This window comes from Stenotrophomonas forensis (assembly GCF_028752115.1).
Classification (GTDB): domain Bacteria; phylum Pseudomonadota; class Gammaproteobacteria; order Xanthomonadales; family Xanthomonadaceae; genus Stenotrophomonas; species Stenotrophomonas forensis.
The window spans coordinates 1,878,482-1,902,697 of the sequence record NZ_CP082270.1 but is presented as its reverse complement, the minus strand read 5'-3'; the positions used below and the strand labels follow the sequence as shown (position 1 = coordinate 1,902,697).

The window sequence follows — 24,216 nt, the reverse complement described above, 5'->3', positions numbered from 1 at the left end:
TGACGGCTTGATGACAACGCAGGAACGATTCAGCTTGGTGCACAAGCTGTATCCGTTCAGTCATTGATCCGGATCAATGAACGCACGCGCACGATTGCCCACAGTGCCGCCATGCGCACCTCGCTCAAGCTCGCCATTGCCCTGGCCGCCACAGTGGCCGCCGCCTACGGCATCGCCCGCACCACGCCCTACTGGTTCGCACCGCGACAGACGGCGCAGGTCGACATCCACGATCCAGCCCTGATCACGCATGGGCAATACCTGTCGCGCGCCGCCGACTGCGCGGCCTGCCATACCGCGCCTGGCGGCAAGCCGTTCGCCGGTGGCCTCGGCATGCAGACGCCGATGGGCACGATCTACTCGACCAACATCACGCCCGACCCCGAAACCGGTATCGGCAGCTACGACTACGCCGACTTCGAGCGCGCGGTGCGCCGCGGCATCCGTCATGACGGCCAGCCGTTGTATCCGGCGATGCCGTATGCCTCGTACGTGATCGCCAGCGACGCCGAGATCAAGGCGCTGTACGCCTATTTCATGGGCTCGGTGCAGCCGGTGAGGCAGGACAACGCCGACAGCACGATTCCATGGCCGGCCAACATGCGTTGGCCGCTGGCGTGGTGGCAGCTGCTGTTCGCACGCCCACGCAGTTTCAACCCGGACCCGTCGCTGGATGCCGGGCAGCAGCGCGGTGCCGAACTGGTGGAAGGCCTGGCCCATTGCGGTGCCTGTCACACCCCACGCGGCCTGGCGTTCCAGGAAAAGGCGATGGCCGACGATGGCAGCCGCCAGTTCTTGTCCGGCTCGGTGCTGGAAGGCTGGTACGCGAAGAACCTGCGCAACGAGTCGACCGGCCTGGCCAGCTGGAGCGAAGGTGAGATCGTCGACTTCCTGCGCACCGGCCGCACTGATCGCTCGGCGGCCTTCGGTGGCATGGCCGACGTGGTCGAACACAGCACGCAGTACCTGTCCGACGCCGACCTGCTGGCGATGGCGCGCTATCTGAAGCAGCTGCCGGCGCGCGAGGGCCGCAGCGCGCAGGGGGCGGCCGGTACCGACACCACCACCGCAGCGCTGCGCAATGGCGACTACCGCGTGGCCGGCTCGCTGGCCTATGCCGAGCACTGCCAGGCCTGCCACCGCGCCGATGGCCGCGGCATGCCACGCGTATACCCGGCGCTGGCCGGCAACTCGATCGTATTCGCCGATGATCCCAGCTCGCTGGTGCAGGTGACCTTGATTGGTGGGCGCACGCCACATACCCCGCATGACCGCATGGCGTTCACCATGCCGGGCTTCGAGCAGCTGCCGAACGCACAGCTGGCACAGATCCTGACCTTCATCCGCAGCAGCTGGGGCAACCAGGCCAGCGCGGTCAGCGAGGTCGACGTGGCGCGCATGCGGCGGGTGGTGCGCGACAAGCCGGTGCACTACGTTCCGCAGGAGGCCGCACGATGAAGCGCTCGCGCAAGCATTCCCGCCTGCTGTTCGGCAGTGCGATCGCCGCCCTGGTGCTGGCCGGTGCCGGCACCCTCGCCTATCGCCATCTGTACCCGGACCTGGATGCCGCCACGGCCAGCACGTTCGATATGCTCGATATGCAGGGCAAGGTGGTCGGGCACTACCAGCCACCCAGCGCCGAAGAGATCGCCGCGCTCGGCAACGCCGAGTCGGTGATGCTCGGACGCCGCCTTCTCAACGAGACCGCACGGCTGTTGCCGGACAATGTCGGCAACGATCTGAACTGCAACTCGTGCCACATGGCCGAGGGCAAGCGGCCCTTCGGCAACCACTACTTCAATACCGGTGGCGGTGCCTATCCGCGCTACATGCCGCGCCCGGGCAGGGTGATCGGGCTGACCGAGCGCATCAACGGCTGCCTGCAGCGTTCGATGAACGGCAAGCCGCTACCGAAGGACGCGCCGCAGATGCGCGCGATGCTCGACTACATGGCATGGCTGAGCAGTCCGGTACCCGAGGGCGCCCGCGTGGCTGCGCCCAGTGAAGGGCCGATCGACAGCACGCTGACCCCGGACCCGATCCGCGGCCAGGCGCTGTACGCCGCCCAGTGTGCGGCCTGCCATGGCGACAATGGCGAAGGCCGGCGTGATGCCAGCGGTGACATCGCCTTCCCGCCACTGTGGGGTGAGCACAGCTTCAACATCGGCGCTGGCATGGCGCGGCTGTACAAGGCCGCCGGCTTCGTCAAGCACAACATGCCACCGGCGGTAACCCGCGAGCCGCCGCTGGGGCAGCAGGTGATGCCCGACCAGGACGCGGTGGACATCGCCAGCTACTTCATCAATCAGCCGCGGCCGGACTTCGCCAACAAGAGCAAGGACTGGCCGCGCGACCCGAAACCCAAGGACGCGCGGTACTGAGCAGGCGCCCGCTCAGCGCTTGACCAGCTCCACGCGGCGATTGCGTGCCTTGCCGTCCTCGCTGCCATTGTCGGCCACCGGCTTGTCCGCACCGAAGCCGGCCGCCTGCAGGCGATCGGCGGCGATGCCCCTGGCGGTCAGCGCGGCCACCACCGACCGTGCGCGATCCTCCGACAGGCTGCGGTTATGCGACACGGCGCCACTGTTGTCGGTGTGGCCTTCAATCGACAGCTTCAACGCAGGATCACCCTGCAGAAGCTGCAGCACCTGCGCCAGCTGCGCTTCGGAGGCCGGCAGGATCTGCGCCTTGCCGGTGGCGAAGTTGACCTGGATCGCCACTCGGCCGTCGCTGTCCAGCTTCTTCTTCAACGCATCGGCCGGCAGCAGCGCCGCGGTCTGGGTGAAGCCCTTGCGCTCGGCCACCACCCAGCCGGCACTGAGGTATTCCAGCCGCGCGTGCACCCACACCTGGCGGCCATCGGCCAGATCGACGCTGTAGACCACGCTGTCGTAGTTGTTCCAGTTGAAGCTGGCTGCATTGCTGTAGGCCGACTGCACCGGCTTCGGCACCCCTTCGGCCGCCTCGCGCGGGATGCGCCCCTCGAACACCTTGGTGCCGTTGACCTGGGCCATCATCGCTTCGAGGTTGCGGCGCACTTCGTGCATTGAGTATTCGCGCTCACCCTTGTCGAAATCGGCGGCGAAGGTACGACCCTCGACCTGCTCGAAGTGATCGCCGGTCCAGAACGGGAACGCATCGAAATCACGTTGCTGGGCCTTGTTGCGGTCGCCATAGCCGGCCGGCAGGGACAGGTGCGGGAAGCTGTCCGACCACTGCGCGGTGGCCTTGAACGGCACTTCATCCACCACCACCAGGCCAGCGCCGTTGCTGTCCACTGCCAGCTGCAGCCAGACGGTGCGGTTGGCCTGGCGCAGCACGTAGACCGTGGTGGGCGCGTCCTGTTCGCCGTTCACCGCGTCGATGAAGCCACCGCCGATCTCGCCTTCCAGCTGCGGGCCATAGTAGATATCGCGCAGCAGTGTGCCTTCAAACACCTTGCGGCCACCGGCGGCCGTGATCACACCGTCGAAGTTGCGCTGCACTTCCAGTGCGGAGAACGTCTTGTCGGGTGCCGCTTCACTGTCGGCCACGATGCGGGCCGACCAGCTCGGGCCTTCCACCCAATGCACGCCCTCGCCCATGCGGAACGGAAATCGTGCCCACGCGCGCGGGTGCGGTGCGTTCTGCGGCGCATAGCCTTGCGGCAGGCTGAAGAACGGCAGTTCGCCCAGCGCGGCAGTGCTCAGCGGCACGCTGCCGGTGTCGAACGGCACCAGCGGCACCGGCTTGCCATCGCGGTCGGTGAGTGCGGCGCCACCGGCCGCAGTGGAGGAAGCCGGCGGCGCTGCCTCGGGTGCGGCGTTCTCACCGGGGGTGGGCGGCGGAGGCTGTGCGCCCGCCTGTTCGCCTGATGGCGCCCGGTTGCACCCTGCCAGCAGCACCAGTGCTGCGCCCCCCAGCCAGATCTTCGACCGCTTCCGCATCGCCAGCACCTCAGCTCCATTGAAGCGCCGAGCATACCCGAAGGCCGTGACCGGCCCCACAGTGCCATCGTAGTTGCGTGGCCACGTCATGCCGATGTCATTGGCACTACCGACACTCCGGGGCTTCCCTCTCTTGCAGGTCCGGTTTCGATGCGAACGATTGCGCGCTTTCCCCGTATTTCGCTGCTTGCCCTGCTGATCGCCCCCGCACTGGACGCCCTGGCCGAAGCACCGCAGGGCGAGACGGCCGAAGCGCGCAGCAGCGACGCCCGTACGCTGGACCAGGTGCAGGTGATCGGCCAGGCCACCAGCTACGCCAAGACCTCGGTACGCGCCGAGACGCTGAACCGGCAGACGGTGATGAGCAGTGTCAACGACGCGCTCAATGAAGTGCCGGGCGTGGTGGTCAGCGAGGCCGACGCCACCGGCTCGTCGGTGTGGGGTACGCAGATCAGCATGCGTGGCTTCGTCACCAACCGCGACACCCAGCAGATCGGCACCACCATCGACGGCCTGCCCAATGGTGGCTCCGGCTACGGTGGCGGTTCGCTGGCCAACCGCTACATCGACACCCTCGATCTGGAAACGGTGGAAGTCAGCCAGGGCACCGCCGACATCTCCTCGCGCTCGAACGAGGCGCTGGGCGGTACGCTGAACTTCCTCACCAGCGACCCGCTGCAGGACAGCCGCCTGCGCTTCGTGATCGGCGCCGGTGACAACGACGCACGCAAGTACTACGTGCGCTATGACACCGGCCTGCTCGGCGGCCATACGCGCGCCTGGGTCAGCGCGTCCTCGTCCAAGGTGCACGATTGGATCGATGGCACCGGCCACGCCAGCAACGACCATATCGCCGGCAAGTTCATCACCGAACTGGACCGCTGGACGCTGACCGGCTACCTGTCCTACAACGATGCCGACGAACCCGAGTACACCAGTGTCTCGCCCGCCGGCTTTGCCACCAACCCGGACCGTGACAATCTGGTGGGCACGCTCACCGGCATTCCGTACCTGGACCAGAACTACCGCTCCGGTTCGCGTGCGCTGCGCGAAAACACCTTTGGCTACCTGCGCGCCGCCTTCGATGGCGGCAACGGCTTCAAGGCCTCGGTGGCGGCCTACGGGCACCGCATGGAAGGGCGCGGCGACTGGCTGCCGCCGTACCTGGCGCAGGTCAGCGATGACGGCGCCGGTCGCCCGGAGTCGGAATACATCGGCGGCAAGACGGTCTACGGCGGCAGCAATCGCGGCCAGATCTTCTTCGTCAATCCCGATGGCAGCGCCGCGCAGCGCCTGGCCAGCTGCACCCCGCGGCTGGGCTTCAGCGCCGAGTACGACCCGAACTGCTACGCCGGCAACGTACTGGGCGCGCAGTCCTACCGCCACACCCACTACGACAACGACCGCATGGGCGTGACCGCCGACGTTGAATGGCGGCAGAGCTTCGGCGCGGTCGACAACACGATCCGTGGCGGCCTGTGGGTGGAGAAGCTGGACCGTTCAGCGCGCCGCGACTGGCACCGCCTGCTCAATGTCGGCCAGAGCATCGCCTTCGATCACCAGCCCTACTGGGTGCAGTTCGAGGACAAGTACAAGGTTGACGAGCAGATGTACTACGTCGAGGACGTCGCGCGCTTCGGCCCGTTCAGTGCGCGCCTGGGCGTGAAGCAGTTCTTCGTCGACCAGTCACGCCGTCGCGTGATCGGTGCCAGCGAGCACGTGAAATCCGATTCCAAGTCCGACCCGCTGCTGTCCACCGGCTTCACCTGGGCGCCGGGCGTGGAAGGCATGGAGCTGTTCGCCGGCTTCTCGCAGAACTTCGCCGCCATCCCCTCCGGCGTGCTGGGCGAGACCGACCCGCAGCGCTTCCGCAACGTCGAGCCGGAAACCGCCGACAACATCGAAGTGGGCATGCGCATCAGCCGCTGGCCGCTGACCGCCTCGGTCACCCTGTACAACATCAAGTTCGACAACCGCATCGTCTACCTGCCGGCCGGCTTCGTCAGCGGCATCGACTACCTGGGCGAGACCGACGGCGTCTACGAGAACTTCGGCGGCGTGGAAAGCAACGGCCTGGAAGCGGCGCTCGGCTATGGCTGGGACAACGGCTGGCGGATCAATGCGGCCTACACCTACAACCGCTCCAAGTACCTGGGCAGCGGCAACGCCGCGCGCGACACCCAGCTGGGCATCGTCGACGGCGCCAAGGTGATCGGCCAGCCGGAGAACACACTGGTGCTTTCGGCCGACTGGCAGGGTGCGAACTGGAACTTCGGCCTGTCCGGCCGCTACCTGGGCACCCGCTACCTGGACGCCGCCAACGTCAACAAGCTGCCGTCGGCCACCGTGTTCAACGCCAACATCGGCTTCGACCTGCAGGGCCTGTCCCCGCGCCTGAAGGGCATGGGCGCCAACCTGGTGGTGAGCAATCTGACCGACAAGCGGTATCTTGCAGGGGTGGACGGCCGCGACAACGCCTTCATCGGCGCACCGCGCACCGTCGGCATCTCCTTCCGTGTGGACCTGTGAGTGAGCCCGTGACCGATATCGGCCGACGCCGGTTGTTGCAGGCCGGCGTTGCCGCCGGCCTTTCCCCGCTGCTGCCCAGCATCGCCCGGGCCGCAGCGATCGCCCCTGCCACGCAGACGCGCAGCCTCGAAGACCTGCAGCACATCGTGGTGTTGATGCAGGAAAACCGCTCGTTCGACCACTACTTCGGCACGCTGCCGGGCGTGCGTGGCTTCGGCGATCGCTTCGTTGCGCCGGCCGCTGCACTGGAGGCCGGTGGCCGCACCCGCAGCCTGTGGCTGCAACCCGACGCCAGCGGCAAGCGCGCGATCGCGCCGTTCCCGCTGGATACCGCCGCGCACTTCGGCTACATGCGCGTGGAAGGCACCCCGCACACCTGGCCCGATGCGCAGCGCGCCTGGGACCACGGCCGCATGGGGCAATGGCCGAAGGCCAAGCAGAATCACTCGATGGGCTACTTCCAGCGCAGCGACCTGCCGTTCCAGTTCGCGCTGGCCGATGCCTTCACGATCTGCGACGCCTACCACTGCGCGATGCAGGCCGGCACCAACCCGAACCGGGTGTTCCTGTGGACCGGGCACAACGATGCCGCCGCGCGCGCCGGTGGCCCGGTGATCGCCAACTCGCACGACAACTTCCCCGAATACGGCGGGCATCCGGCGTCGTACCGCTGGAGCAGCTATGTCGAACGCCTGCAGCAGGCGAGCGTGTCCTGGCAGATCTACCAGGACATGGCCGACAACTTCACCGACAACCCACTGGCCGGCTTTGAGGCGTTCCGTCGCGCCTACAGCGCTGCGCCCGGGCATGACCCACAGCTGCGCGCGCGCGGCGTCAGCACCCGTGGGCTGGCGCAGCTGCGCCAGGACGTGCTTGATGGGCGCCTGCCACAGGTCAGTTTCATCATCGCCGACGCCGCCGGCAGCGAGCATCCCGGCCCGTCCAGTCCCGCCCAGGGCGCGGCCTATACCGCGCGCGTGCTGGACGCGCTGACCGCCGACCCGGAGGTCTGGAGCCGTACGGCACTGCTGTTGATGTTCGACGAGAACGACGGCTTCTTCGACCACATGCCGCCACCGGCACCGCCTTCGCCCGTGGACGGCGGCTGGGCCGGCGCCTCATCGGTCAGTACCGACGGCGAGTATCACCGTCATCCGGCACCGGGTGATGAAAAATACGATGCCGCCGAGCTGCGCGGCCGCCCGTATGGGCTCGGCCCGCGCGTGCCGCTGTACGTGATTTCGCCGTGGAGCCGCGGCGGCTGGGTCGATTCACAGGTGTACGACCACACCTCGGTCATACGCCTGATCGAACGCCGCTTTGGCGTGGCCGCGCCGGACATCTCACCGTGGCGCCGTGCGGTCTGCGGCGACCTGACGGGCGCCTTCGACTTTGCCCAGCGCGATACCCGCCCGTTCGTGCGCGGCCTGCCCGACGTGAGCGCGGTGGCCGCACGTGCCGCTGCGCTGCCGGGACGCACCGTGCCGGCGTTGCCGGAAGGGTTGAACCCGGCGAAGCAGGAAAGCGGTATACGCCCGGCGCGGGCCCTGCCCTATCGGCCGCAGGCCTCGATTGCCCGCCTGGATGCAACGGGCGTGGATCTGGTGCTGTCCTGCGAAGGTGCGGCGGCGGTACTGCATGTCTACGACCGCCTGCGGCTTGGCGCCATTCCGCGCCGCTACACGCTGCTGCCGGGGATGCCGCTGCAGGAGCGCTGGCCATTGGATGCCCAGGGGCGCTACGACCTGTGGCTGCTCGGCCCAAATGGCTTCCACCGCCATTTCCAGGGCGCGGCAAAGGCGCCGGCCCTGCAGGCGACGGTCGAGCGCGCGGACGGCCCGTTGCGGTTGCAGCTGCGCAATCTCGGCGACAGTGCACTGCAACTGCGTGTGCAGGCCGGCGCCTACGCCGGGCACATGCCCGAGCAGGCGCTGGCGCTGCCGGCGCGTGCGGAAACCTCATTGGCGTGGGACGCGACGCCTACCGCTGGCTGGTATGACCTGCAGGTCAGCGCGGGCGAGAGCACCCTGCGCCTGGCCGGGCGCGCCGAGGATGGACGCCCCGGCACCAGCGACCCGGCGATGGGCAGCGAACCGCTGCGCTTCGAGCACGATTGAGCCGTTGCGCTGATGTAGAGTCGAGCCATGCTCGACTGCTTTTCGATCATCTACCGGGAAAAGCAGTCGAGCATGGCTCGACTCTACAATGGACTGGCCCGGTCAGGCCTCCTGCAACCCCGGCCGGCCGTGCTCCACCGCGTAGCGCCTCCAGCTCTGCACGGTGCCGTTGGGCTGCATCACCGAATCCAGCGTCTTCATGTCACCGATCCATGCGTGGCGGGTGACATCGCACAGCACATAGCCACGCTTGTCGGTGGTCGCCTTCAGGTGCGGGCTGTGCCGCAGCTGGTTTTCGGCGTAGGCATCCACGCCCTGGCCATCGGCACCGGAGGTGATCGAGGTGGCGAGGAATTCGCTGGAGACCACGCCCGAATCGCGATGGTCCTGCACAAGGTCACTGGCGTAGTGGCGATGCGCGTCGCCACAGGCAGTGACCACGTTGCCGAAGCCGACCTTCTGGATGTGCTCGAGCAGGCGCCGGCGGCTGTCCAGATAGCCCGACCACTGGTCGTCGGACGACTGCACCACCCCGTCCTTCTCTCGCATGTAATTGCCCAGTGCCACCTGGTGGGCAATGGTGTGCCAGCGCGGTGCGGCATCGGCCAGGCCGTCGAACAGCCAGCGCTCCTGCTTCGCCCCCACGATGCTGCGCTTCGGCGATTCCACCTCCTCGCGCAGCGCCATGTTCACCTGCTTGCTGCGGTACTGGCGGGTGTCGAGCAGGTGCAGGTCCATCAGCGTGCCGTAGCGCGCGCGCCGGTACAGCTGCATGTGGCCCTCGCGCGGAAATGCCGAACGCCGCAGCGGCATGTTCTCGTAGTAGGCCTGGAACGCCTGTGCGCGGCGCAGCAGGAAGACTTCGCTGGGCGTATCGTCCTGGTCTTCGGCACCGGCCCAGTTGTTGTCCACTTCGTGGTCATCGAAGGTGACGAACCAGGGTGCCGACGCATGCGCGGCCTGCAGGTCGGCATCGCTCTTGTACTGGGCGTAGCGGCGGCGGTAGTCGTCCAGCGTATAGGTCTGCGGCCCGACATGATTGCGCAGGTTGGTGAATGGCTGGCCGTTCATCCTGCGCAGGCCCGGCTGGCTTTCACCCTCGTAGATGTAGTCACCGTAGTGGAACACGAAATCCAGCGGCTCCTCGGCGATCCGCCGCCATGCGGTGTAGTGGCCTTCCTCGTAGTGCTGGCACCCCGCCACCGCAAAGCGCACCCGGTCCACCGCGGCCGTAACCGCGGGCAAGGTGCGGGTGCAGCCCACCGCGCTGGCGTGGCCACCCACCGTGAAGCGGTACCAGTAGGGGCGACCGGGTGCTAGCCCTTCCAGCTCCACGTGCACGGCGTGGCCCAGCTCGGGATGGGCCATCGCCGAGCCCTGGCGCACCACCTTGCGCATGCCATCGTCCGCGGCCAGCTGCCACTCGACCACCATCGGCCGCGTCGGCATGCCGCCGCCGAACACCAGCGGTTCGGTCGCCAGCCGCGTCCACAGCACCATGCCGTCGGCCGAGGGATCACCCGAGGCCACACCCAGGGTGAACGGCGTGCTGGCAAAGTGCGGCGAGGCCAGCAGGTTGCGCGGGTTCAGCGCGGTGGCATCGGCCTGCGCCACCAGTGCATGTGCCGTGCCCATCCACGCACCGGCTGCGGACAGGCCGGCCAGTGCCAGGAATCGCCTGCGATTGATCGTCTCCACGGCTGCGCCCTCAGTTGTAGATGATGTGGAAGTAGAAGAAGCGGCCGTAGTCGTCGATCTCGGTACGGAAGCGCCCGTTCGGACCGGTGCTGTAGGTGGGCTGGGTATTGAACAGGTTCTTGGCTTCGTACTTCAGCGTCACGTGCCTGCTGACCTTGTGGCTGAAGGCCATGTTGAAGGTCATGTAGGGGTCGTAGTATGAATCCAGCCATTCGGTATCACCGAAATCAACCAGCATCCGGCTGCGGTAGGTACCGGACAGGCGCAGCTGCGCACTCTTCCATGGCATGCGCCAGATCACCGAACCGTTGAGCGACCAGTCCGGCTGGTACAGCAGACGGTCGAGGCGGCGCTCGCTGCCATCGCTGATGCGGTAGTTGGTCTGGCCCTCCAGCCGGGTCGCGTTGAAGTACATGTCGAAACGGTGGCGGCCCCGCTGCAGGTTGCGGTTGGCCACCGCGAACTCGATGCCACGCAGCTTCGACTCATCCGTGTTCATCGGCTGGGTCACCCGGTAGCGGGTATCACCCACGTTCTCGAAGGTGGTCAGGGTGTAGATGTCATCCTTGATCACCTTGTCGAACAGCGCCACCGACACAAGCCCGTTGTTGCCGTTGAAGTACAGGTCCCACGCCAGGTCGATGTTGGTGGAACGGCGCGGCTGCAGGTTGGCGTTGCCCTGCTTGATGGTGCAGAAGCCCCTGCCTTCCTCGTCATCGCCACAGCTGGTGCTCGTCGCCTGGGCGATATTGCTCGGCGTCGGCCGGCCCAGGGTACGGCTGGCGGAGAAACGCAGGCGCTGGTCATCACTCAGCTTGAATGTGGCGTTCAACGACGGCAGCAGGTTGTTGTAGCCGCCGCCGGTCGTGCGGAAGGCCGAGGTATAGGTGGTGCCGCCGTCGTTGCTGAACGGACTGAATGCATCGAACGTGGTGTGGTCATAGCGCAGGCCGCCGATCAGCAGCAGGCGGTCCCAGGCGTAATGGGCAGACACATATGCGTTGCCGATGTCTTCCACGTACTTGTAGTCGCTGGTGAAGTTGGCATTGGGATACGCCGCGTTGTTGCTGCCCAGCTTCGGAAAAAGTTCGTCGTTCCACTTGCGGTTGTCGATCAGCGGGAAGCCCGGCACGCTGCCCAGCAGGGTCGAACCCGGGTACAGGTAGTCGTTCAACGTCGCGCTGCTCTTGTAGTAGTCGAAATCGATGTCCTGCCAGATCTTCAGGTGACGGTATTCGGCACCCGCAGCCAGGCCGAAACCGCGCGCGTCGGCATCGATGTTGTAGCTGAAGTCGGCGCGCAGGTTGTCGATGGTCTCCTTGGCATCGCGCGGCGAGACATAGGCCTGTGCCGGATTGAGCTTGAACGCCGAACTGGTCAGCAGGCTGGAGTCGGAGACGCCCACCGCGTTGGGAAAGCCATGGCTGTCGTTCTCGTAGTCGACGAACAGGTTGCTCGGGTAGGCGCGCACGCCCCAGTAGACCTGGCTGTTGTGGAAGGTCTCCTCGGTGTGGCCGCCACGCAGCGTCAGCCGCGAGCGATCACCGATATCCCAGTTGAAGCTGGCGATGGCGCCACGGTTGTTGCGGTCCCAGCGGTCGTGGCGATTCTTGATGTAGATGCTGTTGATCTGGGTGGTGCCGCTGTCTTCGGTCTGGTTGCGGATCGGAAACTTGGCATTGCCATACAGATCGGTCTTGTTCATCGTCGAGTTCTCGTAGAACCGGTACGAGTACAACAGCAATGATGCATAGAACGGATCATCCGACGGCTTCCATTCCAGCTTGGCCGAGCCACCGAAATTGGTGATGAAGTTGGTGTAGGTACCGGTACTGAAGTTGCCGGGTGCACGCAGCCCGTTCCAGCCCTTGGCCTCGTCCGGCCCGGTGGTGCCGTCGGTAAGGTACTTGCCGGCATCGTTGTAGTAGTAGTTCGACTCCACCCAGCGCTTGACGCTGTTGCGCGAACGCTGCTCGTAGCGGGCCACCGCAACGATGCCGAATTCCTGGTCCGCACCGAACTGGTTGGAGAACACCATCTTGGCGCTCTTGCCGAAGTGGCCCAGCGTCTCATGGTTGCCACCGGCGCTGCGCTCGACATGGGTCTCGGCCGTGGAATGGATACCGGCCACATCGGCGAACACGTACTTGCCGTATCGATCAAACGCGCTGCGGCTGATGATGTCGATCACGCCGCCAATCGCATCCGGCGCCTGTTCTGCGCTGAAGCTCTTGTAGATGTCGGTGCGGGTGCCGATGTCGCTGGGAATCAGCTGCAGGTTGTTCATGCGCTCGCCGGAGCCACTGCCCCCCACGCTGGCAATCGCGATGCCATCGATGGTGGTGTAGTTGAGGTTGGCCTGCACGCCACGCACGGTCACGTAGCGTGGTTCACCGGCATCCTCGACCGCGCTCAGGCCCGGCGCGGCCATCAGGCTTTCGGCCAGGGTCTCGTCACCGTAGCTGTCCATCTCGTCGTAGACCACCGAATCCTTGATCACCGGCGAGGTCTTCTTCTGGTCGATCACCTCGTGCGCAGCGATCACCTTCACCGTATCCAGCGTTGGCGCCACCACGGCCTCGGCCTCGCGCGGCTTCGGTGCGGCCGGCTTCGGCGCGGTGCGCGCGGGTGCAGGATCGATGGCGATGACGTTGCCATCGACAACGGTATAGCCCAGGCCGGTGCCGGCCAGCAGAGCGTCCAGCGCCTGCCTGACGGTTGCCCCTCGTGGCACCGCGCCGGCCATGCGCGCATCACCGCCCGCCGAGTACAGGAACTGCACACCGGAACTGCGCGACAACTGTTCCAGCGCACGCGACAGCGGCTGCGCTGCGATCGGGGCCGATACAGGCGCTTCGAGGCCATCGGCGCCGGCCGCGAGGGCCACCGGCATGCTGCAGGGAGACAGGGCGAGGACGATCGATAGGTAGAGCGTGTTCCGCATCACGGGTCCTTGGAAGAGAGAGACAACAGGTGCCGCAGCGTGATCCGACAGCGGCTTCTCCCAAGTAAGAGCCCGCGTCCGCCGAAGTGGAGAACGCGGATTCGATGAATTTTTTCTGACAGCGAGCGACCAGCCGGCTTCAACGACTTCCGACCCGCACCGTATCGCCTTCGCGACGGACGACGAAGCGCGGATCGCGTTCGAGGAAGACCTGCAACGCACCGATGCGATGCGCATCCAGGCTGCCGGACAACCGCGCCGATGCGGCGCCTTCGTCCAGCACCCGCACCTGCACCTGGTTGTGGCGGTTGAAGGCCGCAGCCACCTCGTCCAGCCGCTCGTCCAGGAACGATACCTTGCGCTGCTGCCAGTCCAGCAGCATCGACAATGGCATGTCCAACGATTCGACGGCATGGCTGCGCGTGTCGACCTGCACCACGCGCCCTCCGTCCAGCTGCGCAAGGCGGCGGGCACCTGCTCCCTGGCTCCAGACCTCGACCTCGCCGGAGACCACGCCGATGCGCGTACCCTGCAGCCGCCGCGACACATCGAACACCGTGCCGATGTCACGGATCTCCAGGCCGTTCACCTGCACCTTGAACGGCCGCCGGTCGTGGGCGATGTCGAATGTGGCCTCGCCCTGCAGGAGTTCCACCTTGCGGCTGAACCAGCCCATCCGCACGCGCAGGCGGCTGTCCGCGTTGAGCTGCACCTGGGTCTGGTCGGCCAGGACCAGGTCTAGCAGTTCACCGTGGTCGGCGCTGTACATCTGCTCGGCAGGCATCAGCAACGGAAGCAGGCCAACGCCCAGCAGGGCAGCGCACGCTGCGACGGCCAGGCCCAGCCAGCGCGCGCGGTGGCGCCTGGGCACACTGCGCAGCGGCTCCGGCACGCTGCCAAACAGCGGCACCACCTTCGCCGAGGCGGCCTTCAGTGGCGGCGCCAGCACTTCCTCGGGCAGCGGCGATTGCAGTGCCTCGTCGACCTGACGGTACAGCGCGAGCGCCCGCATGTAGGCGCGCACGTGCTCGGGCGAACGCTTCATCCATTCCAGGAAGGCAGCGCGCTCGGCCTCGCTCAACGTCCCCTCGCGATTGCACAGGAACCAGTCCATGGCCTCGCGGGAAATGCCATCGTCGGCCACGTCGGATGGATGCCGGTTCATGTGCGCTCCCTGGCGCCCAGCGCCTTCCTGCAGGCCTCCAGCCCCTTGCCGATATGCTTGCGCACCATGTGCACCGACACCTGAAGCTGCTGGCTGATTGCCGGGCAGTCCAGCCCGTCGCGGTAGTGCAGCTCCATCACCCGCCGCGTGGTCGTCGGCAACTGTACGATGGCGCTGCGGATATCGTTCCAGCGCTGCGCGCGCTCGAACTCACCTTCGATGTCTTCTTCACTCTTCAGCACTTCAGCCAGCAGGTCGACGTCTTCCAGCGGCGGCAACGTGGAACGCGAGCGTGCGTGCTCGCGCGCCAGATTGGCCGCCACGGTGAACAGGTAGGCTTCCGGGTTCTCGATCGCCGCCGCATCCTCGCCGGTCGTCCGCAGCAGCCGCAGGTACACCTCCTGGGCGAGATCCTCGGCATCCTCGTTGGCCGAGCCGCGACGCAGGAAGAAGCCACGCAGCAGCCTGCGCCGCAGTTCGTAGCTCTTTTCCCAGATCCTCACGCTGTTCACGGCCGACCAACCACCCCGAGGCTGGAAAACCCAGCAGGGTGACGGCCCTCGGTGACAGCGGTATTGCAGCGGCATGCCAACGCCTGCTTGCCAGAGACCCAAGCCGGGCCCGCCTATCGAAGCCAGCAGGCCCGGCCTACGCTTGCGTTCCCGGTGACCGCGACGGTCGCCCTTCGCGTCCCGGCCCCGCCGTGGCAACCCCGCTCCAGTGCTGTGCGCCCTGCCGGTGTTGTCGCCCCGGCAGGCGGCCGGTCGGCGCCCTCTGGAGACCGCCATGAACCAAGCCCCCATCCCCTTCGATACCGATCCGCTGGAAACCCGGGAGTGGCGTGAATCGCTGGAAGCGGTGATGCAGGCCGGTGGCCGGCCACGCGCGCAATACCTGATCGACCAGCTCAGCGAGCTCGATGCCCAGCAGCACGGCGACCTGCACACCCGCGCCTGGACCGCCTACGTCAACACCATTCCGCCCGAGCGCCAACCTGCCTATCCGGGCGACCTGGCCATCGAGCGCCGCTTGAACGCGATGATCCGCTGGAACGCGATGGTGATGGTGCTGCGTGCCGGCAGGCATTCCAACGTCGGTGGCCACATCGCCACCTACCAGTCGGCCGCCGTGCTGTACGACGTGGGCTTCGACCATTTCTTCCGTGGCCGTACCGACGCCTTCGACGGCGACATGATCTACATCCAAGGCCATTCCGCGCCGGGCATCTATGGACGTGCCTATGTGGAAGGCCGCATCGATCCGCAGCGGATGGACAACTTCCGCCGCGAAGCCGGGCGCGAAGGACTGTCCTCGTATCCGCACCCGCGCCTGATGCCGGAGTTCTGGCAGTTCCCCACCGTGTCGATGGGGCTGGGCCCGCTCACCGCCGCCTACCAGGCACGCTACATGCGCTACCTCGAGTACCGCGGCCTGAAGGAACACCAGGGTCGCAAGGTGTGGGCCTTCCTCGGTGACGGCGAGATGGACCAGCCCGAATCACAGGCGGCGATTTCGCTGGCCGGCCGCGAGCGGCTGGACAACCTCGTGTTCGTGGTCAACTGCAACCTGCAGCGCCTGGACGGTCCGGTACGCGGCAACGGCAAGGTCATCCAGGAGCTGGAAGGCACCTTCCGCGCGGCCGGCTGGAACGTGATCAAGCTGATCTGGGGCAGTGGCTGGGACGACCTGCTGGCCCGCGACCATAGCGGCCTGCTGCGCCAGCGCATGATGGAATGCGTGGATGGCGACTACCAGACCTTCAAGTCGCAGAACGGCGCGTATGTGCGCGAGCACTTCTTCGGCCGCTATCCCGAACTGCTGGACCTGGTCTCGCACATGAGCGACGACGACATCTGGGCGCTCGCACGGGGCGGCCACGATCCGCAGAAGGTGTACGCCGCCTACCAGCAGGCAGTGAACACCAGCGGCCGGCCCACCGTGATCCTGGCCAAGACGGTCAAGGGCTTTGGCATGGGTGAAGCCGGCGAAGGCCAGAACATCAACCACCAGCTGAAGAAGATGAGCGCCGACGCGGTGCGTGCTTTCCGCGACCGCTTCAATCTGCCGGTCAGCGACGAACAACTGGAGGAGATGCCCTACCTGCGCCCGGAACCGGGCAGCGCCGAAGCGATCTACTTTGCCGAGCGTCGCCGCGTCCTGGGCGGGCAGCTGCCGGCGCGCCTGGCCCGGGTCGATCCGCTGCCGCTGCCACCGTTGTCGATCTTCAACAGCCAGCTGCAGGGCAGCGGCGATCGTGGCCAGTCCACCACGATGGGCTTCGTGCGCATCCTCACCAGCCTGCTGAAGGACCCAGAACTGGGCAGGCTGGTGATTCCGATCGTGCCCGATGAATCACGCACCTTCGGCATGGAGGGCCTGTTCCGCCAGATCGGCATCCATTCGTACCTCGGCCAGCTGTACACCCCGCAGGACGCCGGCCAGTTGAGCTACTACAAGGAAGCCAGGGACGGGCAGATTCTGCAGGAAGGCATCAACGAATCCGGTGCGATCTGTTCGTGGATCGCCGCCGGCACTGCCTACAGCAACCATGGCCTGGCCACGATTCCGTTCTACATCTTCTATTCGATGTTCGGGCTGCAGCGCGTCGGCGACCTGGCATGGGCCGCGGCCGATGCGCGTACGCGCGGTTTCCTGCTGGGCGCCACCTCCGGCCGCACCACGCTGATGGGCGAAGGCCTGCAGCACGACGATGGCCACAGCCACGTGCTGTCGTCGGTGATTCCCAGTTGCGTGTCCTACGACCCGACCTTCAACTACGAACTGGCGGTGATCATCCACGACGGCCTGCGCCGCATGTATGTCGACCAGGAAGACATCTACTACTACATCACCGTACTCAACGAGAACTACCCGCATCCAGCCCTTCCCGAGGGCGCCGAGGCCGGCATCCTGAAGGGACTGTACCTGCTGCACCCCGCGCCCTCCGAACGAGGGACCTCGCAGCTGCGCGTGCAGCTGATGGGCAGTGGTTCGATCCTGCGCGAAGTGGAGGCGGCGGCCGAGTTGCTGCAACAGGACTTCGGTATCGCCAGCGACGTCTGGAGCGCGACCAGCCTGACCGAACTGCGCCGCGATGGCCTGGCTGCCGAACGCTGGAACCTGCTGCATCCGGCCGCGGAACTCCGTGTGCCTTACGTGCAGCAGTGCCTGCAAGGCCACGCAGGGCCGCTGGTGGTGGCCACCGACTACATGAAGATCGTCGGCGACCAGATCCGTCCCTTCATCAATGACCGCCGTTTCACTGCATTGGGCACCGACGGCTTCGGCCGCTCCGACACGCGTGAATCGCTGCGCACGTTCTTCGAAGTGGATCGCCACTTCATCGTGCTGGCGGCCCTGAAGGCGCTGGCCGAAGAGGGCCGCATCGAGCGCTCGCGGCTGCAGGAGGCCATCGACCGATACGGCATCGACACCGGCAAGCCAGATCCGGCCGCGGTCTAGGGCGGCAGGCGCAACGCCTGCGGATCTTCCCCGCAGGCGCGGCGCGCGCAGTGCCGCTAGGGCAGCCGCTTGAACAGGTTGGTCTGCAGGATCGGGGTACCGTCATGGCCGTAGAACGCCTTGGTCTCGGTCATCGTCGCGCGGTCATCGGCTACCGTGTAGATGCGGGTCGAGGCGGGCGTGCCATGGTCCACCAGCTGCATCACCAGCGTGTTCGGCGCCGGCAGCTTCAGGTTGGCCTTGTCCGCGCCATAGGTGCCGGACAAGGCGCCCGGCGTGCCATCCAGGGCCAGCGTGCCATCGGACTTCATGGTCTTGCCGTCATGCAGGACGATATCCACATGCGAGCTCCAACGGCCGCTGCCGGCGTCCTTGAACTCCAGCACCACCTGCTTCGGGCGCTGCGCTTCGGGTAGCGCCGAGGTGGCGATATCCAGCGACCAGCGCCCCAGCAGCGGTGAGGGTGAGGCCTCCATCGCCAGCGCCGACGCGGCCGGCAGTGACAGCGCGGACAACAACACAGCGGACAACAGCTTCATACGATGCTCCGTTCGAGTGAAGAAGGTTCTGCGTAGGACATTGTGGGGCGCAGCGCTTCGGATCGTGCCCGTCACCCGTGCCGGGTACAAGCCGAAGCGCTGAACACAGGGCAACGTCGCGCCTCAATAGCCGACCTTCACGGTGAACATCACGTTTCGCGGCGCGCCGTACCAGCCCTGGTTGTAGAAGCCGATCTGCGAGTAGTAGTGGCGGTCGAACAGGTTGTTGATGTTGACCGCCGCGGACAGGTTGGAACTGAACTGGTAGCGCGCCATCAGGTTGACCAGCGCATAGCCGGGCTGCTCTACCGGCACCCGGCGGTTTCCGGGTGCCGTGGCGGTCTGGTACATGCGGTTCTGCCAGTCCACGCCACCGCCAAGGGTCAGCCGGTCCCAGGTACCGGGCAGGCGCCACGTAGTGAACAGCTTGAACAGGCTGCGTGGCTTGGCGGTATTGATGGCCCTGCCCTGCGCGTCCTGCGCGATGAACGTGGTGAAGCTGGTGCCCAGGCTCCAGCCCGGCAATGGCTCACCGGCCAGTTCCAGTTCCAGTCCATCCACCGTTGCACCCTTCACTGCGCGGTACGCGGCCTGCGTACTGCCCTCGACCAGCCCGCCGGTCGCTTCGGCCAGGTTGTCCTGCCGGGTACGGAACAGCGCGGCTGAAGCATTCAAGCGCTCCTGCAGCCAGCTGCCCTTGAGGCCCAGCTCATAGCTGCGGCCGCTGACCGGGTCGAGGATCTGCCCGGATGCATCGCGATTGTTCTGCGGCTTGAAGATGCCGGTGTAGCTGGCGTAGACGCTGCTGTACCCGTTGAGGTCCCAGACCAAGCCGGCATACGGCACGAACTCGTTGCGGTAGCGGTACTTGCGCTTGGCTCCGAAGTACACCTGGTCGGTCTCCCAGTTGCTCAGGCGAGCACCGACGATCGCATGCAGCGGGTCAGCCAGCGACAGCCGCGCCACCGCATAGGCGCCGCTCTGATGGTTGTCCAGATCATCGGCCTGGGTCTTGCTGCTGGCCCACACCGGTTCCGGCGTGCCCGGCCCGTGCCAGTCCAGATAGCTGGCCAACGGCGGCAGCGGCGCCAGCGCGCGGTACTGCCCCAGCGCGATCTCGTCGCGCGACCGCGACCAGCCGATCGACGCCGTGTGCTGGCGACCGAACAGCTGGAACGGACCCGACAGGCTGGCACTGACTGCCTCGCGCCGCACCGGTCCATCGTAGCGGGTGAAGCTGTTGCCATTGGGCATGGCGCCGGTGACCGGATCGGGATAGCCGCCGCGATAGAGGTGCTTCATCTCCATGTCGGTATGTGAACGGCTGTAGGACACCCGCGCCTGCCAGTCGTTACCGAAGCGGTGGTTGAAATCGAAGAAGCCGTTGCGGGTCTCGGTGCTCATCCGTGCCCACGGGGCCGTGGCCGATACCGAGCGATCGAAGGCGGTGCGCGTGCCATCGGCGTTGAACAGCGCGAAGCCACTGCCAAAGCCACGGTTGTCATTGCCCTGGTAGGAGATGCCGGCGATCAACCCGGTGTCCTCGCCCAGATCCACGCTGACCACGCCGTAGAGCGTCTCCGCGGTGCCGTCCAGGCCGGCGGTGTAGCTATCGGCCTCTGCTTTGGCTGCCACCAGGCGACCGCGTACGCGGCCTTCCCTGCTCAACGGGCTGGACACATCCGCCCACGCCCGCCGTGCGTCCCAGCTGCCGAGGCTGACGCCACCACTGGCAGCGAACTCGCGCAGCGGGCGCTTGCGCACATAGTTCACCGCCGCCGAGGGATTGCCGGCGCCGGTCATCAGGCCGTTGGCACCGCGCACGATCTCGATGCGGTCATACACCACCATGTCCAGGTTGTTCTCGCCGAAATTCCACGGCGACAGCACCGGCATCACCACGCCATCGAACTGGTAGTTGTCGATCTCGAAACCCCGCGCCGAGAACGAGTAGCGGTTGGCATCGCTGCGCGTGACCGAGATGCCTGGCGCGATGGCCAGCGCATCGGCCGTACTCAGCAGCGCGCGGTCCTCGATCTGCTGGTGGGTGACGACGCTGACCGACTGCGGTGTCTGCCGCGAGGTCAGCGACAGGCCGGTCGCCGTACCCATGGAATTGGTGGTGTAGGAGCGCGACGATTCGGTGCTGCCGTCGAGATCGGCGGTGACCTGCACGGTGGGCAGTTGCGAGGCCGTGGCGGCAGGTTCGCGTTCGGCGGCATGGGCAGCGTTGAACAGCGCCAGGGTCGTGCCGATGGCGGTTGCCAGGGCACACGGGCGGAAACAGGCAGGCATGGAAGGTCCAGCGGGAAGGAAAGGCTGGATGAGAATTATTGTCATTTGAACGTGAGCGCACGTATGCGCGGACGCAGCAGGTGTTTGCGCGCTGCCGGCGATGATCGAACGTCAGCGGAACCGGCTCGGTGCGATGCCATAGCGTGCACGGAACGCGGTCGCGAAATTGGTGGCATGCCGGTAGCCGGCGAAATGTGCGGCCTGCTGCACGCTGCAGCCCTGCCGGAGCTGCTCGCAGGCCCGCTGCAACCGATGTTCGCGCAGCCAGGCAAACACCGAGCATCGATACACCTGCAGGAACTTCAGGCGCAGGCTGCTGGGGCTCATGCAGGCCACGCGCGCCAGATCGTCCAGGCTGTGATCGGCGGCCGGCGCTGCCTGCAGGCAATCGATCACCCGCTGCAGCATGCGGCGATCGCGCGCGGACACGCGCAGCTCCAACGCGGCATTGCGAGCAGGCGCGCCCAGGGACAGTGCCAGCATCTGCAGGCCCACGCCCTCGCACAGCAGCGCATGCATCGCGCCGTCCCAGACACCCGACAGCAGCTGGTCGGCCGCGTGCCCCAGATGCGCGGGTACCTGCCAGCTGTGCAACGGCCGGCCGTCGGAGCGGTGCGCGGACAGCAGTTCGTTGATCACCGGGTCATCCAGCGGCGCCGATGCGTCCAGCGAGACATTCAGGCTGCGCATGCGCTGCCCCGCGGGGTGGATCGCGGTCATGGGCGCCGCATCGGCCAGTATCCTCGCGCCCGCGCCCGGGCGCATTCCGATCTGCGCCTGCCCTGACAGGCGAGCACCGGCGCAGCCTTCCAGCATCACGATGGCCGAGAACGCCGGCGGCACTTCCGAGATCGCCTCGAAGGCCTGGTGCGCAACCACGTCCGACAGCGCCAGGGTCAAGCCCGGGCGCAGGCAGCGCTGCTCCACCCTGCCCTCGACCACGTACGGCTCCGCGGTGGTGGCGGCCGGTTCCGGCAGTCGATAGCGGAAGCCGCTGCGGCGGCCCAGGCGGTCCAGGTCGGCAAGGGTGAGGGCATGCATGGAGTCACCGACGGAGGAGCGGACGTCGGCCATTCTCATATGAGAACCACTCTCATCTCCAGTCCGGCTGGCAAGGCCCATTCGCCCCTTGTCGATACAAATAGTTACGTTATAACATTTCACACTATTTTCACGGAGCGTGTCATGCGTCGCCATCTGCTTGCTGCCGCCATTCTGTTCGCCGTCCACACCGCCCACGCCGCGGACGAACCCACCCTTCCCACGCTTCAGGTCGAGGCCTCGAAGCCCTCGCGCATCGACAGCCGGGTCACCGTCGACAATCCACAGGCGCAGAACCGCACCCTCGGCGGCCTGCTCGAGCATGTCTCCGGCGTGCAGAACAGTGCGTTCGGACCGAACGCGGGCGCCCCGGTCATCCGCAGTCTCAGCGGCAACCGGGTTCAGATCCTGCAGGATGGCCAGTCCATCCTTGGCATGAATGCGATCAGCGGTGACATCAACATTCCCTTCGATCCACTGTTCGTGCGCAGTGTCACCGTCAACAAGTCCTCCGACACGGTGCGCTATGGCGGCAATGCGATCGGCGGCAGTGTGGAGATCGACTCGGGCCTGATCTCGCGCAGCATGGAAGACAAGGACCAGTCGATGGAACTGGTCCTGCGCAAGGGCTTCAACGCCGCCGATGCGCAGGGCTTCCGCATGAACTTCAACAACCAGCGCAACATCTCCACCAACCTGCAGGTCTCGCGCCAGCGCATTTCCCACTACGACATCCCCGGCAACAGCAAGGCCAGCGTCTGCAACACCCGCCTGTTCCCCGCCACCGGCGGCGTCAACTCGGCGCTGGCCGACAGCTGCCAGAAGGAAGCGCGCGTCCAGCAGATCTACAACAAGGCCTCGCAGCCCTATATCGACCAGTTCATGACCGAGAACCCGGACTGGGCCGACGGTGACTTCTCCTTCTATACCAACAACCCGACCTCGGTCTGGCAGCGCCGCACCTACATCAACCCGGTCAACCCGGCCTATGTGCCCGGCACGCCCTCGTATGTGCAGAAGCAGATCAACAATGACGTGACCCCCGACTATCACCACCGGTTGGGCAACAGCTACTCACGCAATTCGCAGGTGGCCGCCGGCTCGACCCTGTTCTTCGACCGCGGCTACGTCGGTGTCAGCATCGATGCCAAGGACAGCGAATACGGCGTGCCCGGCTTCTCGATGCAGAACCTGTCATTCGGCTCGAACTACGCCGATGGCCTACCGGTGGGCGTGGTGATCAAGCAGCAGCGCTACGCGCTGGAAGCACTGCTGCGCGATCCGCTGCCCTACTTCGAGCGTGCCGAACTGCGTGTCTCCAAGCTGGACAACACCTCGGGCGAACGACTCGGCGCGTCCAAGGCCAACGACTACGACTTCGAAAGCATCCAGGCCGAGCTGCTGCTCAGCCACCAGCGCGTCGGCCCGCTCAGCGGCATGCTCGGCCTCAGCCACCAGTCGCGTGATGTCACCGGCAGCGGCTCGCTGCGCTACCTGCCCGATGTCGATACCCGCAGCAATGCAGTGTTCCTGAAAGAGACGCTGGACTTCGGCTGGGCCACCTTCGATGCCGGCGTCCGCCATGAGCGTGTCGACCACACGCTGCAGCCCAGCCGCTTCAAGACCGCGCGCAATGCTGCCAACACGAAACTGCAGGACCGCGACTACCGGCTCAACAGCTACAGCCTCGGCTCGTACGTCGAGCTCGGCCCCTTGTTTGCCGCCAAGGTGCGCTACTCGTCCTCGCAGCGCGCACCGGAGATCAACGAGCTGTATGCCAGCAACGCGCACTATTCGGTGATGACCCAGGAGGAAGGCAACCAGAACCTGGAGCCGGAGCGTGCAAAGAACCTGGAGCTGACCGGCCTGTTCCACCTCGGCGGCTTCGAGCTGTCGGCCACCGCGTACCGGATGAAGTACGAGAACTACCTCTACCTTGGCTACTCGGGCCTGCAGACCGCCAACCGCCTGCCGCTGAAGTACTGGAAGCAGACCGACACCACGGTGAAGGGCTTCGAGATCGACGCTTCACAGGCGCTGGATCTCGGCCGCTATGGCACGTTGAACATCTCGGCCTTTGCCGACCTGGGGAAGAACAAGGCCGACCACCCGGACGCGCTGCGCGCCCACAATGATGGCGAGTACCTGCCGAACATGCCGACCAACCGCTACGGCGCCAACCTGCAGTGGCAGCGCCAGGGCTGGAAGGCGCAGCTGTCCAGTACCTACTACGGCAAGCAGAAGTACCTCGGCCGCAATGTCAGCGAGGAAATTCCGCTGGACGCGTTCAACCTGGTCGACCTGCAGGTCAGCCGCGAACTGCCGGTGCGCAACAGCTACATCGCCGGCATGGAAGTGTTCGTCAACGGCAGCAATCTGCTCAACGAGGAAGCGCGCCCGCACAACTCGCCGTTGAAGTACATCGCCCCGCTGCCGGGGCGTGGCTTCCAGGTGGGTGTGACGGTCAGGCTCTGAGCCCGGGCGGAAGGAGAAGCGGCCT

The 24,216-nt window shown here is 66.2% G+C and carries 14 protein-coding genes; 6 read left to right on the top strand and 8 right to left on the bottom strand.

Translation table 11 applies throughout. The annotated features are described in order from the left end of the window. Positions 1-111 precede the first annotated feature (111 nt). Together K5L94_RS09065 and K5L94_RS09060 are read left to right on the top strand one after the other, a co-directional pair. A complete protein-coding gene (locus K5L94_RS09065) occupies positions 112-1,458 on the top strand; it encodes a c-type cytochrome (RefSeq protein ID WP_274512473.1) in 1,347 nt (448 codons plus the stop codon). Then, positions 1,455-2,381 carry a c-type cytochrome gene (locus K5L94_RS09060; protein WP_274512472.1) on the top strand — a complete coding sequence of 309 codons (927 nt, stop codon included), beginning with the start codon at positions 1,455-1,457 and terminating at the stop codon, positions 2,379-2,381. Before K5L94_RS09065 ends, K5L94_RS09060 begins: the two co-directional genes overlap by 4 nt. Before the next feature lie 12 nt (positions 2,382-2,393). Here K5L94_RS09060 and K5L94_RS09055 read toward each other — a convergent pair whose 3' ends face one another. Further along, positions 2,394-3,926: an OmpA family protein gene (locus tag K5L94_RS09055; RefSeq protein ID WP_274512471.1), complete on the bottom strand. Its 1,533-nt coding sequence runs from the start codon at positions 3,924-3,926 to the stop codon at positions 2,394-2,396. Between the two features lie 150 nt (positions 3,927-4,076). Between K5L94_RS09055 and K5L94_RS09050 the strand changes: the two genes are divergently transcribed. Then, positions 4,077-6,455, top strand: a complete 2,379-nt coding sequence (locus K5L94_RS09050) for a TonB-dependent receptor (RefSeq protein ID WP_274512470.1) — start codon at positions 4,077-4,079, stop codon at positions 6,453-6,455. An 8-nt stretch (positions 6,456-6,463) separates the two neighbouring features. Beyond that, positions 6,464-8,572 carry a phosphocholine-specific phospholipase C gene (locus tag K5L94_RS09045; protein WP_053449363.1) on the top strand — a complete coding sequence of 703 codons (2,109 nt, stop codon included), beginning with the start codon at positions 6,464-6,466 and terminating at the stop codon, positions 8,570-8,572. A 102-nt stretch (positions 8,573-8,674) separates the two neighbouring features. Here K5L94_RS09045 and K5L94_RS09040 read toward each other — a convergent pair whose 3' ends face one another. From K5L94_RS09040 to K5L94_RS09025, 4 genes are all read right to left on the bottom strand, one after another. Beyond that, positions 8,675-10,270: an alkaline phosphatase D family protein gene (locus K5L94_RS09040; protein WP_274512469.1), complete on the bottom strand. Its 1,596-nt coding sequence runs from the start codon at positions 10,268-10,270 to the stop codon at positions 8,675-8,677. A 10-nt stretch (positions 10,271-10,280) separates the two neighbouring features. Further along, positions 10,281-13,214: a TonB-dependent receptor gene (locus K5L94_RS09035; protein ID WP_274512467.1), complete on the bottom strand. Its 2,934-nt coding sequence runs from the start codon at positions 13,212-13,214 to the stop codon at positions 10,281-10,283. Positions 13,215-13,353: 139 nt separating this feature from the next. Beyond that, positions 13,354-14,379 carry a FecR family protein gene (locus K5L94_RS09030; protein WP_180879776.1) on the bottom strand — a complete coding sequence of 342 codons (1,026 nt, stop codon included), beginning with the start codon at positions 14,377-14,379 and terminating at the stop codon, positions 13,354-13,356. Further along, positions 14,376-14,891 (bottom strand): RNA polymerase sigma factor, encoded by a 516-nt coding sequence (locus tag K5L94_RS09025; RefSeq protein ID WP_180879778.1) that lies wholly within the window; start codon positions 14,889-14,891, stop codon positions 14,376-14,378. The genes K5L94_RS09030 and K5L94_RS09025 overlap by 4 nt, the downstream gene beginning before the upstream one ends. Positions 14,892-15,165: 274 nt before the next feature. On the opposite strand from K5L94_RS09025, the gene aceE reads away from it, so the two are divergent. Further along, entirely contained in the window at positions 15,166-17,841 is a 2,676-nt protein-coding gene (gene aceE, locus K5L94_RS09020; RefSeq protein ID WP_274512466.1) for a pyruvate dehydrogenase (acetyl-transferring), homodimeric type, read from the top strand. 56 nt (positions 17,842-17,897) lie between these two features. On the opposite strand, the gene K5L94_RS09015 is transcribed toward aceE, so the two are convergent. The 3 genes from K5L94_RS09015 to K5L94_RS09005 form a co-directional block, all read right to left on the bottom strand. Beyond that, the gene (locus tag K5L94_RS09015) at positions 17,898-18,380 is read right to left on the bottom strand and encodes a hypothetical protein (RefSeq protein WP_008267606.1); all 483 of its coding nucleotides are present in this window, start codon (positions 18,378-18,380) and stop codon (positions 17,898-17,900) included. A gap of 123 nt (positions 18,381-18,503) precedes the next feature. Beyond that, the gene (gene fauA, locus K5L94_RS09010; RefSeq protein WP_274512465.1) at positions 18,504-20,675 is read right to left on the bottom strand and encodes a TonB-dependent alcaligin siderophore receptor FauA; all 2,172 of its coding nucleotides are present in this window, start codon (positions 20,673-20,675) and stop codon (positions 18,504-18,506) included. 111 nt (positions 20,676-20,786) lie between these two features. Then, positions 20,787-21,716 (bottom strand): helix-turn-helix transcriptional regulator, encoded by a 930-nt coding sequence (locus K5L94_RS09005; protein WP_274512464.1) that lies wholly within the window; start codon positions 21,714-21,716, stop codon positions 20,787-20,789. A gap of 144 nt (positions 21,717-21,860) precedes the next feature. Here K5L94_RS09005 and K5L94_RS09000 point away from each other — a divergent pair, with 144 nt between their 5' ends. Next, positions 21,861-24,191, top strand: coding sequence for a TonB-dependent receptor (locus K5L94_RS09000; protein ID WP_274512463.1), 2,331 nt, complete (start codon positions 21,861-21,863; stop codon positions 24,189-24,191). Positions 24,192-24,216: the final 25 nt, after the last annotated feature.